Source organism: Phormidesmis sp. 146-33, from assembly GCF_052939515.1.
The window spans coordinates 14,115-31,185 of the sequence record NZ_JBJPHU010000084.1 but is presented as its reverse complement, the minus strand read 5'-3'; the positions used below and the strand labels follow the sequence as shown (position 1 = coordinate 31,185).

Below are 17,071 nucleotides of genomic sequence, written 5' to 3'. Positions count from 1 at the left end.
AGTTAATCGAACTGATCTTACTTGACGAGCAAACCCAATCTCTATTTTTGATCGGGGCTTATCGAGATAACGAAGTGACTCCGACGCATCCATTCATTTTGACACTAGAGAGCCTGCGAAACCAGGGAGCAATCCTTCAGGACATCATTCTAACCCCCTTGACATTGGAATCGTTGAGCCAACTGTTAGCTGAGACACTCAATCACACTCCTGAAACGGTTCATTCCCTCGTCCAAACTGTGGCGCGTAAAACTGAAGGCAATCCCTTCTTTGTTGGTGAATTTTTGAAACTGCTGTATGACGAAAATCTGTTGACCTTTGATGCCCAACAATTGAGATGGCAATGGAGCTTGGCTGAGATTGACGCTCAAGATATTACGGATAATGTAGTGGAGTTGCTGCTGCATCAGTTGCAGAAATTGTCGGAAGCAACCCAGCAAATTCTCTCGATCGCGGCTTGTGTTGGCTCTGAGTTTGATTTAGAGACCTTGGCGATTGTGTGTGAAGAATCCCCGAAAGCAATTTCTCTGAATTTGCTAGCAGCGATTCAAGCTGAATTGATTCAACCTCTCTCTGAATTAGATGAGAACTTGTTCGTTCAAGCGTATAAGTTTTCGCACGATCGCGTGCAGCAAGCCGCCTACGCCTTGATTGATGAGTCTCACAAACAAGTGGTTCATCTGCAAATCGGTCGTAATCTCCTCGAAAAAACGTTACCAGAACAGCGATTAGAGCGGTTGTTTGAGATTGTCGATCATCTTAATCATGGAATTGAGATTGTCTCTGATCAAGCCAAACGTCATGAGATTGCTCGATTGAATTTAATGGCAGGTCAGAAAGCAAAAGGAGCGATCGCGTATAGTACGGCAAGCAACTATTTAACGACAGGGAGACAATGGCTAGAAGCCTCTAGTTGGCAAACAAACTATGACTTGACCTTAGCGTTATCTGTAGAAACAACAGAAGTTGCGTACTTGTGCGGCGAGTTTGAACAGGTAGAAGACTGGGCAGCGATCGTTCTGCAAGAAGCTAAAACGGTTCTTGAAACTGTAAAAGTTTACGAAGTCAAAATTCAAATCGACATGGCGCAGAACCAGCCATTAAAAGCAATCAATACTGGATTACAAGTATTACAGCAATTGGGCATCAGTTTTCCTCAATCGCCCACTCAGTTAGATGTTCGCCTTGAATTGGACACAATCACATCCCTCTTAGGTGAGAAACCGATTTGGGACTTGATCCATTTGCCGAAAATGACCGACCCAGACAAGTTGGCGGCGATGCGAATCTTAGCCAGCCTCACTGCTGCTGCCCATATTGTTGCTCCCAATTTGCTGCCGCTACTTGCATCTAAACAGGTCAACTTGTCAATCCAGTACGGCAATGCACCTGTGTCTCCCTTTGCGTATGCCAGCTTTGGATCAATTCTTTGTGGAATGGTCGAAGCCATCGAGTCTGGCTACGAGTTTGGTCAGCTTGCTTTAGAACTGCTGTCACAACTGAATACCCATTCAATTAGAGCGAGAACATTGCTGTTCGCAAATTTCTTCATCATCCACCGGAAGAAACATGCTAGAGAATTGCAGCAATCATTCCTAGAAGCCTATCAAAGCGCGCTAGAAATTGGGGATTTGGAGTTTGCTGCCTATTCCGCTCACGCTTACTGCCGCTACTGCTGGGCGATTGGAAAGGGACTCGTGGAACTTGAACGTGAGATGACAACATATAGTGAAGCAATTCATCAACTCAAAAATAAGGGGACACTCATTTGGAATCAAATAGATCACCAGTCTGTCTTAAATTTGATGGGACGCTCGATCAGTCCAACCTGTCTCGTGGGTGAAATCTACAATGAGGAGCAGGGGTTGTCACAATACGAGGCAGCGAATGTTGGAAACGCGATTTTTAGCGTATCTTTTAACAAACTTTTCCTGTGCTATCTATTTTCTGAGTATGCTAAGGCAGTTGAAAACTTAGCTCTAGCAGAACGTTATTTGATTCAAGCAATATCGGGTCCCTTTGAGCCTTTGTATTACCTCTATGATTCTCTGGTAAGACTCGCAACACACTCTGAAAGTAACGCTCAAGTACGAGAGGAAATTCTTGAAAAAGTCGCGATTAGCCAGGAGAAGATGAAGCGATGGGCAGATCATGCCCCCATGAATTATTTGCACAAATATCACCTAGTTGAGGCAGAGAAAGCGCGAGTTTTGGGTCAGTTGCTTGAAGCAGAAAAATTCTATGAACAAGCGATTCAAGGAGCCAGAGAAAATGAATATATTCAGGAAGAGGCGTTAGCCTACGAATTAGCTGCAAAACATTATCTAGCGCGAGGTCTGGAAAAATTTGCCCAACTCTACATGAAGGAAGCTCACTACTGCTACGAAAGATGGGGAGCGATGGCAAAAGTCAAAGATTTAGAAACTCGCTATCCGCAGTTCTTTCCTCAATCATCGGATGTGACTTACACGCCAATCCATGCAACTTCTGGAATTACTTCTACTCGATTGGACAGCGCATTCGATTTAGCGACAGTACTGAAAGCATCACAGGCAATTTCGAGTGAAATTGAACTCGATCGGTTGCTTCGTTCCTTGATGCAGATTTTAATCGAGAATGCTGGCGCACAAACTGGAAGTCTGATTTTAGAAAACTCAGGAGAATGGACAATTGAGGCTGCTTGTGAACTCAATGATAGTGAGAATGTCTGTACGACGCAAGTGTTGGAATCGATGCCAATGGCGAATCGTTTACCCGAATCGATTATTCAGTATGTGATTCGGACTCATGAACCTGTGATTTTGAATGATGCGACTCATGAAGGTAATTTCATCCATGAGCCATACATTCAGCACAACCAACCGCGATCGCTGCTCTGTTTACCGTTGCTGAATCAAAGTAGGCTTGTTGGTGTGTTGTATCTGGAAAATAAATCAGCAACTGGGGCTTTTACACCAGAGCAATTCTCCGAAGGAGACGCTACGCGAACGCAAGTCTTAAACTTGCTATCCACTCAAGCAGCGATCTCAATTGAAAATGCCAAACTCTACTCAAAACTACGGACCAGTGAAAGCCGGATGGCTCAGTTTCTGGAAGCAGTTCCGGTGGGGATTGGCATAGTGGATGCGGTGGGTCGCCCGTATTACTCCAATCAACGGGGAATTCAGTTAATGGGTAAAGGGATTGCTCCTGCTGTGACACCAGATCAATTTGCAGAAGTTTATCAACTTTATCTGGCGGGAACAGATCAAAAATATCCCATTGAGAACCTGCCAATCATGCGGGCGCTGAGCGGCGACTGCACTACAGTTGACAATATAGAAATTCACCAAAATAATGCAACTACTCCAATTGAGGTGTGGGGAACTCCTATCTTTGATGAACAGGGCAATATCATTTATGCGATCGTTGCCTTTCAAGACATTACCGAGCGCAAACAAGCTGAGAAACTGCTAGCTGATTATAACCGCACTTTAGAACAACAGGTCGCAGAACGAACAGTAGCGTTGCAGGCAAGTGAAACTAAGTTCCGCAATATCTTTGAAAACTCGCAGGTCGGCATCTACCGATCCCGCCTCTCGGATAGATTACTTCTCGATGCCAATCAACGCTTTGCCAATCTGTATGGCTTTGACTCACCAGAGGAGATCATTGGGATTGAACACACCGCAGACTACTATGTCAATCCCAGCGATCGCCAACAATTCCTTGAGTTGCTGAAGCGGGATGGGGAAGTGCGAAACTTTGAAGCCCAGATGCGGAAACGAGATGGGACATTGTTTTGGGTACTTTTCTCTTCTTATCTGAATGCAGCCGATGGATACATCGAAGGGGTGGTTGTAGATATTAGCGATTGCAAACGTGCAGAAGTCGCTCTACAAACGAGTGAAGAACGACTACGCTTAGCATTAACCGCTGCAAATCAAGGACTCTACGATACCAATATCAAAACTGAAGAAATCGTGGTCAACTCAGAATACGCTTCAATGTTTGGATACGATCCAGCAACATTGCACACAACCAAAAACGAGTGGATTGAGAGTGTGCATCCTGACGATAGAGAATCAGTGGTTGCAGCTTACCATGCTTGTACTACTGAAGAAGTCCCCAACTATCAAGCAGAGTTTCGCCAGCGTACCCAGGATGGTCAGTGGAAATGGATTCTTTCTGTCGGCAAAGTTGTTACCTGGAATGAATCCGGTGAACCCATCCGAGCGTTGGGAGTTTATACGGATATCGACGATCGCAAACAAGCAGAAGCGGTGTTGCGCCAGTCCGAGGCTCAGTTTCGAGAACAGGCAATCCTCTCTGCTTTTCGTGCCGATGTGGACAGTGCCCTTGCTCAAAGTGATAGTTTACCCTTGATGCTGCATCGCTGTGCAGAAGCCGTTGTGAAGTACTTGAATGCGGCATTTGCTCGAATTTGGACAATCAATAAAGACCAGAATGTTTTGGAGTTACAAGCCAGTGCGGGAATGTATACCCGTCTTGACGGTACCTACAGTCGAGTTTCCATGAATAGCCCGAAACTTGGACGAATTGCTCAAGAAGGCTTTCCACTGTTGATCAACAATGTGTTTGATGAGTCATTTGTTGATCAAGAATGGGCAGAGCGAGAAGGTATTGTGGCATTTGCAGGCTATCCGATCCTGCTGGATGAGCAGTTGGTTGGCGTGATCGCGATGTTTGCTCGACAATCCATTCCGGTGTCTCACTGTGAGGCATTGGGGTTTGCCGCTCGCGAGATGGCATTGGGAATTAAACGCAAGCAAGCAGAAGCAGCTCTACAAAATAATGAAGAACGGCTACGCCTGGCTCTAACAGCCGCAAATCAGGGACTCTACGATCTCGATTTAAGAACTGAAGAAAGAATTGTTAACCCGGAATACGCTTTAATGCTGGGCTACGATCCAGCAACATCCCACGAGCCTATTTCCGAATGGATTGCTCGTTTGCATCCTGACGACAGAGAATCAGTTGTCGCAACCTACCGTGCTTACATTGCTGGAGAAATTCCCACCTATCAAGCAGAGTATCGCCAGCGTACCCAGGATGGTCAGTGGAAATGGACTCTTTCTGTTGGCAAAATTGTTGCTTGGGACGAATCAGGTCAACCCACGCGGATGTTGGGAACCCACGTTGACATTAACGATCGCAAACGTGCCGAAGAAGCCTCGATTTTGGAAGAACGTAACCGCATGGCACGCGAGATTCACGACACACTCGCTCAGGCGTTTACAGGCATTCTCATCCAGGTTGATGCAGCAACTCAAGTGCTAACCGATGATGCAGAAGCAACCCTTGCCCATTTAGACACAATCGAGGAACTAGCCCGCACCGGACTGACTGAGGCACGTCGCTCGGTGACAGCCCTGCGTCCCCAGTTGCTAGAAGAAGGTGATTTATCCAGTGCCCTAGAGCGGCTGGTAAACCAGATGAGAGTGGCGACCAATACGGATCTCATTTACTCAATTCAGGGGGTCGCCTATTCCTTACCCGCCGAGGTGGAAAATAACTTGCTGCGGATTGGACAAGAAGCACTGACCAATGCAATCAAATATGCTAACGCGAATGAAATTAGAATTGAGTTAGTCTATGACAATGCTCAGTGTCGCTTGCAAGTCAAAGACGACGGACAAGGCTTTGGCGTGGTTGGCGTTCCAATGAGCGGCGGATTTGGATTGTTGGGCATGAGCGAACGGGCAGAGCGCATCGGAGCACAACTGGCGATCGAAAGCCAACCCGGTCAAGGAACAGAAATTATTGTCATTGTTAATCGAGGGTGATAATCATGACGAGCCAATCCACACTGATTCGGGTTCTCATTGCTGACGATCATTCCATTGTCAGGCAAGGATTGGCAACCATCATTAACCGCGATCCAGAAATGACGGTAGTTGCTCAGGCAGAAGATGGGCAACAGGCGATCGATCGCTTTCGAGAACACCAGCCAGATGTAACGCTAATGGATTTGCGAATGCCGCAGGTCGGAGGGGTGGAAGCCATTAGCGTGATTTGTGCTGAATTTAAACCTGCCCGGATTATCGTGCTCACCACCTACGATGGGGATGAAGATATCTATCGCGGATTGCACTCAGGTGCTCAAGGCTATCTACTCAAGGATACTAAATCTAATGAGTTGCTGAATGCGATTCGCACGGTTGCTCGTGGTCAGCAATACATTCCACCCGACGTGGGAGCAAAACTGGTGCAGCGTCTGAATAATCCAGAACTCAGGGGACGAGAGTTAGAGGTACTGGGCTTAATGGCACGAGGGATGAGCAATTCAGATATTGCGACTGCTTTAAGTATTAGTGAGAATACTGTCAAAACCCATGTCAATCGAATTTTAAGTAAGTTGGGCGTGAGCGATCGCACCCAAGCCGTGATTGTTGCGGTTAAACGCGGCATTGTCAGTTTGTAAGCCAGTCATCCTTTAGTTTGACTCCAGAGTCCCACCAGAGTTGGAGCGATGATGACATTGACAAAGGGACTGATTCATCATTCGCTTTGGTGAGCAAAAGTTGCAACTCTCAGTTGACGACAAGTGAGAGGGCAATTGCCTATATTTAGTTCTAGGCAAACACGAATAGCAATTGAGTTACAGCATTGAGTTTGCTTCATCTAGATCGCAGAAAGAGGGTTGAATCGCTTGCGATTACCATTGCTTCCCTCAGAGGTGTTCAAGTGAATCAAGACCGAGACCGTAGTTTGTTATCTATTCCAGCTTCAACACAGGATCACATGCAAGGCGTACTCAATGCCGACGTGGTGCTGGTAATGTATGGAGATTATCAATGCTCTGTCAGTGCAGACGTTTACAAGATGATTAAAGCGATCAAACGAGAGCTTAGTGCTGCTTTTGGAGAAGATTATTTATGCTTGATCTTCCGTCATTTTCCGCAAGCACAGATTCATCCCCAAGCTCAACGGGCCGCTCAAGCTGCCGAAGCCGCCGCTGCTCAAGGACAGTTTTGGTTAATGCACGACACTTTGTTTGTCCATCAACAAAGGTTGGAGAATGGTTATCTGGTCGAGTACGCCAACAATTTAGGGCTTGATATCCCTCAATTTCTTAAAGAGTTGTCTAAGCAGGTGCATATCGATCGCATCAATGAAGATATCGAAAGTGGATTGCACAGTGGAATAACGGCTACTCCAGCCTTATTCATCAATAACATTCGATATACCGGACGCTGGAGAATAACAGAGTTGACGGCAGCCATTGTTGCTACAAGTCACTAAGCTCTTTTCATAACTCATCAACGTTAGTAATAGACGAAAGCAGTTTCGACTCTTCGGTGCATCATGCCCTGATTGCGATCGCACAAGAAGTTGCTGAGTTGCTGAAACAAGCTTATCCAGCACAAGCTGATGACACTGATTATCTGGAGTCAACAACCAGGAATCACTCTAGTCAAAGCCCTCTCATGTAGTAATTTAAGCATTTTACATTTTCAGTCAATGCTCGTTGAAACAGAAAGAAAGCACTACCCAAATTCAAATGGAGATCACAGTATGAACATGCTTAACTTCAGGAACAGCATCCGTCTGCTTCTGATTGTCACTCTCTTTTTAGGAACGCTTACCCTCACTTCTCTAGGAGCTATTATGAGTACTGCAAATGCACAAGCTAACAAGCCCACGATCGTGTTCGTTCATGGTGCGTTCGCCGAGTCTTCTAGTTGGAACGGTGTATTGACGAAGCTAATCACGAAAGGTTATCCGACGGTTGCTGTGGCTAATCCTCTGCGCGGCGTTAAGAGCGACGCAGATTATGTTGCCAGCGCCCTTGAAGACATCAACGGACCCATCGTGCTGGTTGGGCATTCTTACGGAGGCTCGGTCATTACCAATGCCGTCAATGGTAACAGGAACGTGAAAGCACTGGTCTACGTTGCTGGCTTCGCTCCTGAAGTGGGTGAGACTGCCATTGAACTCTCAGGACGTTATCCGGGCAGCACACTCGGACCCACACTCGCGCCACCCGTTGAACTGCCCGATGGGGGTAAAGACCTCTACATTCAGCAGGACAAGTTCCACGCCCAGTTTGCTGCGGATGTGCCCGCTAACGACGCGCAACTGATGGCTAGCACCCAGCGCCCGATTACGGAAGCCGCGCTGAACGAAGCCTCCGGTACGCCCGCATGGAAATCTACCCCGTCCTGGTTTATTTATGGCGATCGCGACTTGAACATTCCTCCAGCGGCACTGTCTTTCATGGCGAACCGCGCTAACCCAAAGGAGACCGTTGTTGTGAATGGCGCGTCCCATGTCGTGATGGTTTCCCATTCAGATGCCGTTGCCAAGCTCATCGATCGTGCTGCAACCGCAACCTAGACGAAGCGTAAACGCATCTGGATACGTTGAGTGATATCGAAATACCTTTACCGTTGATTCTAAAGCAAGGATGGTTAGCAGAGATGGAATTTATGAAAGCAGCCGTACTGACAACATTTGGGGGTGCTGAGAGTTTTGAGATTCAAACTGTGCACAAGCCAATGCCAAAACCTAATCAGGTTCTAGTAAGGGTGTGTGCGACATCGATCAATCCAGTTGATTATCAGACTCGCCGTGGTGACTACAAAGACTTGGTTCGATTACCAGCAATTATCGGAGTTGACATTTCAGGAGTTATTGAGACAGTTGGAGAGTCAGTGACAGACTTTGAGGTAGGAAACGAAGTTTATTACTCGCCGCAGATTTTTGGAGAATCTGGCAGCTATGCTCAATATCATGTTGCTGATGCAGGGATTGTTGCGCTTAAGCCTTCTAACTTGTCGCACAGTGAAGCATCGTGTTTTCCTCTTGCAGGAGGGACGGCTTGGGATTGCCTAGTAACGAGGGGCAATCTTCAAGTTGGGGAATCGGTTCTAATTCATGCGGGTGCTGGTGGCGTTGGCTCTCTTGCGATTCAACTTGCAAAAGCGATGGGAGCCTACGTTTTTACAACATGCAGTTCTAAAAATCTCGATTTTGTTAAAAAACTTGGCGCAGATCGACCCATTGATTACAAAAACGAAGATTACGCGGAAGTTATTTGTCAGGAAACAGACGGGCTAGGTGTTGATTTAGTTTTGGATACGATCGGTGGGCAAACAATCCAGCGTAGCCCAGAAATTATTCGTCCATTCGGCAGGCTTGTGAGCATTGTAGACACTGAAACGCCGCAGTCACTCATCGAAGCATGGGGCAAGAATTTAACTATCCATTTTGTTTTCACGCCACAGTACCGAGCAAAATTAGATGCTTTGACAAAACTAATCGAGCGCACTCAGCTTCGCCCCGTCATTGATTCAACGCTGTCTTGGGATCAAGTAATTCAAGCACATCAACGTCTAGAGCAGGGGGGAGCGCAAGGGAAAATTGTGCTGGAATTTACCAAAAGTTAGACTATCCTCACCGATCACTTTAAATCGTCACCTGAAAAATAGCCCCAAATAGCACAACTTCAAATATTCGCAAATACCTTCTGACTACCGCCTTCAAGAACTGAAACAGCCCAACTACGAAACCTTCGCTATTTCATTGAGGATGGCTCTATGACACACTCACGATTACGCAATGAGAATTGTTCTGAGCATTTTGAGGTTACAACTCAAGCTGATTCTCCTAGTGACTCTCCAATCAATCCTGCACTCATTGCGATCGCACAAGAGGTAGCTGAGTTGCTGAAACAAACTTATGCAGTACAAGCTGATGACACTGATTATTTGGAGTCAACAACCAGGAAGCACTAGTAATCGCAAACAACATACTTGAATCGGAGGAGAATTCTATGAAATTTCTAATGCGATCGCTGGTTAGCTTTTTTGTCTTCGTGGTCGATGGTCTCTATGGCAATCGTTCCTATGCTCGGTTTTATGTACTAGAAACGATTGCACGTGTTCCCTACTTTTCCTATCTCTCGGTGTTGCATCTCTATGAAACACTCGGCTGGTGGCGCAAGGCTGATCTATTGAAAGTTCACTTTGCGGAAACCTGGAATGAACTGCATCATTTGCTGATTATGGAATCGCTGGGGGGCGATCGCTATTGGATTGATCGCGCGATCGCACAGCATATTGCTCTCGCTTACTACTGGATTGTGGTGATCCTCTACATGCTCACGCCCAAGTATGCCTATTACTTGATGCAGTTGATTGAAGATCATGCCTATCATACCTATGATGGCTACTTAAACCGTCATGCTGAGGAGTTGAAAATGCAACCCGCTCCGCAAGTGGCAATCAACTATTATCGCGATGGTGATCTCTATATGTTCGAGGAAACGCAGTTTACACAGAGTCATGCGTTTCGTCGCCCCAAGGTCGATAACCTCTACGATGTATTGATCAATATTCGCGATGACGAGTGTGAGCATGTGAAAACAATGGAATCTCTTCAGCAACCTGAAGCGCGGCAAATGTTTAAGAGTCCTCATACGGTACTGGAACTATCTGCCATCAGCGCCGATCAAAGCTGACATTAGACCTCACAGGAGGTAACACGATGGCTCTTGCACATTCAGATGCTGTTGCCAAGATCATCGATCGTGCTGCAACCGCGCCATAGAGGAGGCGTAAACGCATCTGGCTACAAGCATCTTTTCTAATTAGTACTTGAATCTAATGGCATTGACAGAAGGAGAAACACAATGATATTGCAAGATAAAGTGGCGTTAGTCACTGGAGGAACTTCAGGAATTGGTCGTGCAGCCGCGATCGCATTCGGTGCTGCTGGAGCAACAGTGGTGTTCTCAGGCAGACGCGATGCTGAAGGTGAAAAAACTGCCCAACTGATTCGTGAAACAGGTGCTGAATGTTTATATGTTCATTCAGATGCCTCGAATGAGGAAGACATCAAAGCATTAGTGCAAAAGACAGTCGCAACTTACGGAAGGCTAGATTTTGCCTTCAATAATGCTGGGTTTGGTACAGTCCCAAAGCCACTACACGAGCAGTCTATTGAAGACTTTGACAGCACGATGGCGACTAACCTGCGGGGTGTGTTCTTGTGCATGAAATATGAAATTCAGCAGATGCTGACTCAAGGAGCAGGAGTCATTATCAACAACTCTTCAGTATGGGTATTGATCGGGGTACCTGGAATGGGTCCTTATACTGCGAGCAAACATGCTGTGATGGGTCTCACTCGTTCTGCTGCGCTCGATTATGCCAAGCAAGGGATTCGGATTAATGCCGTCAATCCTGGCTATATTCGCGGCACAGAACTAGTTACTCCTAAGAGTCTCCAAGAGATGGGTATGACTTTAGAGCAGTTTGATTCGATGTTGTCGTCGAGCGTCCCGATGGGGCGTAGGGGTCAACCTGAAGAAATTGCTGCAACGGTTGTGTTCTTATGTTCTGATGCTGCCAGCTATATCACTGGACAACCCTTAGCGATCGATGGCGGATATACAGCGAGTTAATTTTCGATCGTTAATGGTGGACTCACAGTGAACCGATCCATTTCAAGAGAGAACAAATGGGCTTGATTTTCAAATTGCAACTAAAGGAGTTCTATGTCAACTTTTGTCTTAGTTCATGGCTCGTGGCATGATGGTTCTGCTTGGCAGGCAGTCGTTGACCATCTAGAAGCAAAAGGACATCACGCTTTTGCTCCCACGATCGCAGGTCATGGCAAAGGCGCGAATAAGAATGTTAACCATGCTCAATGTACACAATCGATCGTCGATTACATTGTGAACAAAGACTTAACCGACATTATTCTATTAGGTCATAGTTTTGCCGGAACAATCATTGCGAAAGTTGCTGAAGCGATTCCCGATCGCATTAGACGACTCATCTTCTTCGATGCTTTTGTCCTCAACGATGGAGAGAGCCTTAGAGATAGCATTCCGCCGCACTATCAAACGTTATTTGACTCTATAGCGAGAGAATCGGACGATCATACGCTGGTGATGCCGTTTGAGATGTGGCGAGAAGTGCTTCTCAATGATGCTGACCTCGAACTGGCTCGATCCAGTTACGCACAACTATCCCCTGAACCGTATCAACCGTGGATTGACAAGTTGGAAATGAAGCAGTTTTATTCGCTGCCCATTCCTAAAAGTTACCTCTACTGTACAGAAGATAATGTCCTCCCTCAAGGCGAACAGTGGGGTTGGCATCCGAGAATGTCTAACCGCTTGGGGCTATTTCGGCTTGTACAAATGCCCGGTAGTCATGAGGTCATGTTTTCTAACCCGATCGGTTTAGCCGAAAAGATTATTGTGGCAGGACGTGACTAGCAACATTTATCTGTCTGTCGATTCAACAAACCGAGAATAGCAATAGGAGTCCCTCATGGAAAGATATTTAGGCGCATTGGAACTCAGTAAGCTGTAGACAAAGCCAGCATAGACAATACAGTCAACACTACCAATCAGGAGACTACATTAACATGAGCACGGAACAAACTGTAAATCAAGCAGACAATCAACAGGCAACCCCTAACCTGACACCTGCTCAGGGAGCCTTGCAAGCAGTCTGGGAAGCACATATCCAATCCGAGTTTGGCACTCACAGCACTGAAGATGCTCTCGCGACGATGGTTGAAGATGCTTACGTGAACCACATTCCGGTCATGACCGGAGGAGTCGGAAAACCAGAAGTGGGTGAGTTTTATTCCAAATACTTCATTCCACAGATCCCGCCAGACTTCGAGCTAGTTCCAATTTCGCGCACGATCGGGACGGATCAACTGGTCGATGAAATGGTGGGTAAGTTCACTCACACGATTCAGATGGACTGGATGCTGCCGGGTGTTGCTCCAACCGGGAAACGAGTTGAAGTACCAGTGGTTGCCATTATTCGATTTCGGGATGGCAAGGTCGCCCATGAACACCTCTACTGGGATCAGGCGAGTGTATTGGTTCAACTCGGCTTGCTCGATCCTGGTACGTTACCCGTTGTGGGCGTTGACAGCGCGCGAAAAACACTCGATCCGAACTTGCCTTCCAACGCACTCATTGATCGCTAAGCCAGGAGGCAGCTAGTAGGGTGGGCACTGCCCACAAAACCTTACTGTGAAAGGTTTTACAAAATGGTGGGCACTGCCCTACTACTAAATCATCTAATAAGGAGCACAATGAATAAACCCGAGTTTTTTATCACCCCTGGTTATGGGGAACGTATGCTGAATGAATTTTATTACTCGCAAGCGGTGAAAATTGGCGATCGAGTGGAGACATCAGGACAAGGCGGCTGGGACGACGATCTGCAATTCCCCGAATCGCTTGCTGACGAGATTGCTCAGGCGTTTCGGAACGTAGAGCGAACCTTGGCTACTGCTGGCGCTAGTTGGGAGGATGTTATCCATGTCAATTCTTACCATGTTGGCGGGTTTCCCCCAGAGGTTAACGAGGTGATGGTCAAGCTATTTCGTCATTACATGCCCAACCATGCCCCAATTTGGACAGAGGTAGGAGTTTCATCTCTTGGACTTCCAACGATGCGGATTGAGATCCGCGTTACGGCAATCACGAGCTAAAACCGATAAGCCACAAATTTTAGGGTGGGCACTGTCCACAAAACCTTACTGTGAAAGGTTTTACAAAATGGTGAGCGATGCCTACCCTACTACTAAATCTAAGCACTACTCTGATAAAGCCAGGAGAAACACCGTGAAGGTTTTGATTATTTTTGCCCATCCAGAACCAAAAAGCTTCAATGGAGCATTGTTTCAAAGGGCGATCGACACACTTCAAAAGCTTGGACATGATGTACAGTGTACCGATCTTTATGCTATGAAGTTTGACCCCGTATCCGATCGTCGCAACTTCACCTCAATGAAAGATCCTAACTACTTCAAACAGCAGATTGAAGAAATGTACGCGACTGAAGTTGAAGGTTTTGTCCCAGAACTTGAAATTGAACTCCAAAAACTAGAATGGTGTGATTTGATGATTTGGCAGTTTCCTTTATGGTGGTTTAGTGTGCCCGCTGTTTTGAAGGGATGGGTCGATCGCGTCTTCACAATGGGGCGGGTGTATGGTAGCGGGTATATTTATGAAACAGGACGGTTTCAAGGTAAGAAAGCAATGCTTTCGTTGACGCTAGGCGGAACAAAGGAGCATTATCTCAAGGATGGCTTCAATGGCGATATCCAGGCTATCCTGCGCCCTATCCAACGTGGCATCTTTCAGTTTACTGGTTTTGATGTTCTTGCCCCTCATATCGTTTATGCCCCCGTCCAACAAACTGATGAAGTTCGCCAGGAAATTTTGGATAATTTTTCTCGACGGCTGCAAGCTATTGAGCATGAGTTGCCGATCGCTGTTGGTAAGTATTAGATCCGCTTTCTGACGAATCAATTTAGAGCCAGCTAATACTAGACCTATTGGGAAATAACGAGAAAAATCGCTGAAATATTCACACTGACTGTGTTTCAAGGATTTTGATCAAAAATCGCTGAAATGCTATAGAAAGTTGCCTCTGAAGCTGCCTGGTCGTGTCTTTTCGATTGACGATCGGACATCTCGCACCCCATTCGCTGTCATTCAACAAACAATGACCTGAAAAGGAGAAATCATGACAACTACATACCGTCACAGTGCTGCTTTCGACGATCTCGCAGCACTGCTCACAGGACAGCTTTTTCTTCCTCAAGCTGCTGATTATGAACAGGCGCGTCAACTCTGGAATGGTAAGGTGAAGACACAACCCGCTGCGATCGCTCGGTGTCTCACTGTACAAGATGTGATTCATACGATTCGCTGGACACGATCGCATAATCTACCTCTCTCGGTTCGAGGTGCTGGACATGAGATTTTCGGACGATCGCTCCTGGAGAATGGTGTGGTGATCGACCTTTCTCAGATGAAAGCTGTTACCGTTGATCCGGACAAGCGCACAGCTCAGATTCAAGCTGGAGCAACGGCTAGCGACCTGATTGAGGCAGCACAGCAATACAGGTTAGCAACCGTCACAGGAACAATCTCTAGCGTTGGTATGACCGGACTGACTCTGGGAGGCGGCTATGGCCCTCTAAACGGTGCCTACGGACTGGCTGCTGATAATTTGCTGTCGGCACAAGTGGTCACTGCTGATGGGCAGCTTATTACCGCAAACGCCGAGGAAAACATCGACCTACTCTGGGGACTGCGCGGCGGTGGTGGCAATTTTGGAGCCATTGTTTCCCTAGAGTTTCGCCTACATCCGCTCACAACCGTGTTATCGGGTTTACTGCTCTATCCTTTAGAGCAAGCTAGAACTGTGTTACACCGTCTTAACGAGTTCATCGCCACCGCTCCTGATGAATTGACGATTCGGTCTGGATTCCTTCAGATACCCGATGGTCAGACGGTGCTGTTTCTCTCACCGACTTATTGTGGCTCGCTCGAAATGGGTGAGCAGGCTATTGCACCTCTGCGGACTTTTGGTACAGTGCTGGTCGATCAAATGCAATCTGTTTCTTATCACGAATTAATTCAGAGTAGCGATGCGTTCACTCCAAAGGGTCGTCACTACTACCTTCAAACTCAGTCAGTTAAGGAACTCCAGAGGGAAACGATCGAGGCACTGATTGAACAGGGACTGCCATTGCCTTCTCCGTTTTCAGCGATTAACATCCATCACTTTCATGGAGCCGCAAGTCGGGTCGGTGTGTCTGAGACCGCTTTTGCGCTGCGTCAGGATCATCTGATGGTTGAGCTAATTGCAGCTTGGGAGCCACAGGACGACGAGCAGCGGTATATCCAATGGGCACAGAACCTCTCACAGGCACTAGCACCCTATGCGTTCAAAGGGGGATACATCAATCTCTTAGATGAGCCAGAACAGGAGCGCGTTCGGCTTGCCTTCGGGTCGAACTATGAGCGATTGCTCGATCTTAAGCAGAAATACGATCCAGATGATGTGTTCCGATCGACGATCGGACATCTCGCACTTCATTCGCTCACACGGTAAGACGCTGACAAATCATCGTCGCTAAGAGGAAATCTAATCATGTCTAAAGTTGTCAAGTTTTATGAGTTTGGTGAACCTGACGTTCTGAAGCTCGAAGAAGAACCGCTCCGCCAACCTCAAGCGGGAGAAGTTCGCATCCAGGTGCAGGCATTGGGTCTCAACCGCGCCGAGGTGATGTATCGTACCAATAGTCACCCTGAGCAAGCCCAATTCCCGTCTCGGATTGGCTATGAAGCAGCAGGGATTGTTGATGCGATCGGAAAGGGAGTAACCGAGTTTCAGATCGGCGATCACGTCAGTACCATCCCCGGATTCAGCATGAATCAATATGGTGTAGCAGGTGAAGTTGCTGTCGTGCCAGCGACTCGCGTCGCCAGATATCCAGAACAGTTCTCGCCAGAGGAAGGAACATCCATTTGGATGCAGTACTTGACGGCTTATGGAGCACTGGTTGAATTTGGCAAACTCAAACCAGGCGATGTCGTTGCGATTACCGCAGCCAGTAGCAGTGTAGGTATTGCTGCGATTCAGATGGTCAATGATGCAGGCGGAACCAGCATTGCGATGACCCGCAAAGCAGACAAGCTAGAAAATCTAGTTCGGGAGGGCGCTCACCATGTCATTGTGACTAACCAGGAGAATATGGTTGAGCGGGTCAATGCGATTAGCGCAGGGCGCAACTCCGAAGGAACCGCAGGTGGCAATGGTGCAAATATTGCTAGCAGCTTGGCATTTGCAGATGCTTTGGACTGGGGCAACGCGATTAGCGCAGGGCGCAACTCCGAAGGAACCGCAGGTGGCAATGGTGCAGATATTGTGTTTGACCCTGTGAGCGGACCTTATCTGGAAAAATTAGCGGACATTGTTGCTCCTGAAGGATTGATTGTGGAATATGGTTGGCTTGCTGAAGGGACACCCGTTTTTCCGTTGGTTCCGGCGATCGTGAAGGGCTTTCGAGTCCAGGGCTTCAACGTGCTCTTTCATGTCGCGGCTCATCCAGAGCGTTTAAAGGCAGGAATAAGCTATGTCAACCAGCGATTACACTCCGGGGCTTTTCGTCCAATCATTGCTGAAAAACGATTCACCCTGGATCGGATTGTTGATGCCTACCGATATATGGAATCAAATGAACAATTTGGAAAAATCGTCGTTGTAGTCTGATATTCTTCCATTCGTCAACC

The 17,071-nt window shown here is 47.1% G+C and carries 14 protein-coding genes; all 14 read left to right on the top strand.

Going from position 1 to position 17,071, the window contains the following annotated elements; translation table 11 throughout:
- Window positions 1–74 precede the first annotated feature (74 nt).
- The 14 genes from ACJ2PR_RS25565 (at window position 75) to ACJ2PR_RS25500 (ending at window position 17,051) form a co-directional block, all read left to right on the top strand.
- On the top strand, window positions 75–5,786 hold the full coding sequence (locus ACJ2PR_RS25565; RefSeq protein WP_446879061.1) for a PAS domain-containing protein: 5,712 nt from the start codon (window positions 75–77) through the stop codon (window positions 5,784–5,786).
- 5 nt (window positions 5,787–5,791) lie between these two features.
- On the top strand, window positions 5,792–6,424 hold the full coding sequence (locus ACJ2PR_RS25560) for a response regulator (RefSeq protein ID WP_446879060.1): 633 nt from the start codon (window positions 5,792–5,794) through the stop codon (window positions 6,422–6,424).
- 263 nt (window positions 6,425–6,687) lie between these two features.
- Window positions 6,688–7,245 (top strand): DsbA family protein, encoded by a 558-nt coding sequence (locus ACJ2PR_RS25555; RefSeq protein ID WP_446879059.1) that lies wholly within the window; start codon window positions 6,688–6,690, stop codon window positions 7,243–7,245.
- Between the two features lie 129 nt (window positions 7,246–7,374).
- Window positions 7,375–8,340 (top strand): alpha/beta fold hydrolase, encoded by a 966-nt coding sequence (locus ACJ2PR_RS25550; RefSeq protein ID WP_446879058.1) that lies wholly within the window; start codon window positions 7,375–7,377, stop codon window positions 8,338–8,340.
- A 26-nt stretch (window positions 8,341–8,366) separates the two neighbouring features.
- Entirely contained in the window at window positions 8,367–9,392 is a 1,026-nt protein-coding gene (locus tag ACJ2PR_RS25545) for a zinc-dependent alcohol dehydrogenase family protein (RefSeq protein WP_446879057.1), read from the top strand.
- Window positions 9,393–9,542: 150 nt separating this feature from the next.
- Window positions 9,543–9,740, top strand: coding sequence for a hypothetical protein (locus tag ACJ2PR_RS25540; protein WP_446879056.1), 198 nt, complete (start codon window positions 9,543–9,545; stop codon window positions 9,738–9,740).
- Window positions 9,741–9,778: 38 nt separating this feature from the next.
- Window positions 9,779–10,465, top strand: coding sequence for an alternative oxidase (locus tag ACJ2PR_RS25535; RefSeq protein WP_446879055.1), 687 nt, complete (start codon window positions 9,779–9,781; stop codon window positions 10,463–10,465).
- Between the two features lie 171 nt (window positions 10,466–10,636).
- Window positions 10,637–11,410 (top strand): glucose 1-dehydrogenase, encoded by a 774-nt coding sequence (locus ACJ2PR_RS25530; RefSeq protein WP_446871085.1) that lies wholly within the window; start codon window positions 10,637–10,639, stop codon window positions 11,408–11,410.
- A gap of 93 nt (window positions 11,411–11,503) precedes the next feature.
- Entirely contained in the window at window positions 11,504–12,232 is a 729-nt protein-coding gene (locus ACJ2PR_RS25525; protein WP_446879054.1) for an alpha/beta fold hydrolase, read from the top strand.
- A 152-nt stretch (window positions 12,233–12,384) separates the two neighbouring features.
- A complete protein-coding gene (locus ACJ2PR_RS25520) occupies window positions 12,385–12,963 on the top strand; it encodes an ester cyclase (protein WP_446879053.1) in 579 nt (192 codons plus the stop codon).
- Window positions 12,964–13,071: 108 nt separating this feature from the next.
- Window positions 13,072–13,473, top strand: coding sequence for a RidA family protein (locus ACJ2PR_RS25515; protein ID WP_446879052.1), 402 nt, complete (start codon window positions 13,072–13,074; stop codon window positions 13,471–13,473).
- Between the two features lie 133 nt (window positions 13,474–13,606).
- Window positions 13,607–14,275 (top strand): NAD(P)H-dependent oxidoreductase, encoded by a 669-nt coding sequence (locus ACJ2PR_RS25510; RefSeq protein ID WP_446879051.1) that lies wholly within the window; start codon window positions 13,607–13,609, stop codon window positions 14,273–14,275.
- A 238-nt stretch (window positions 14,276–14,513) separates the two neighbouring features.
- Window positions 14,514–15,890: an FAD-binding oxidoreductase gene (locus tag ACJ2PR_RS25505; protein WP_446879050.1), complete on the top strand. Its 1,377-nt coding sequence runs from the start codon at window positions 14,514–14,516 to the stop codon at window positions 15,888–15,890.
- Window positions 15,891–15,929: 39 nt separating this feature from the next.
- On the top strand, window positions 15,930–17,051 hold the full coding sequence (locus tag ACJ2PR_RS25500; protein WP_446879049.1) for a zinc-dependent alcohol dehydrogenase family protein: 1,122 nt from the start codon (window positions 15,930–15,932) through the stop codon (window positions 17,049–17,051).
- Window positions 17,052–17,071 lie beyond the last annotated feature (20 nt).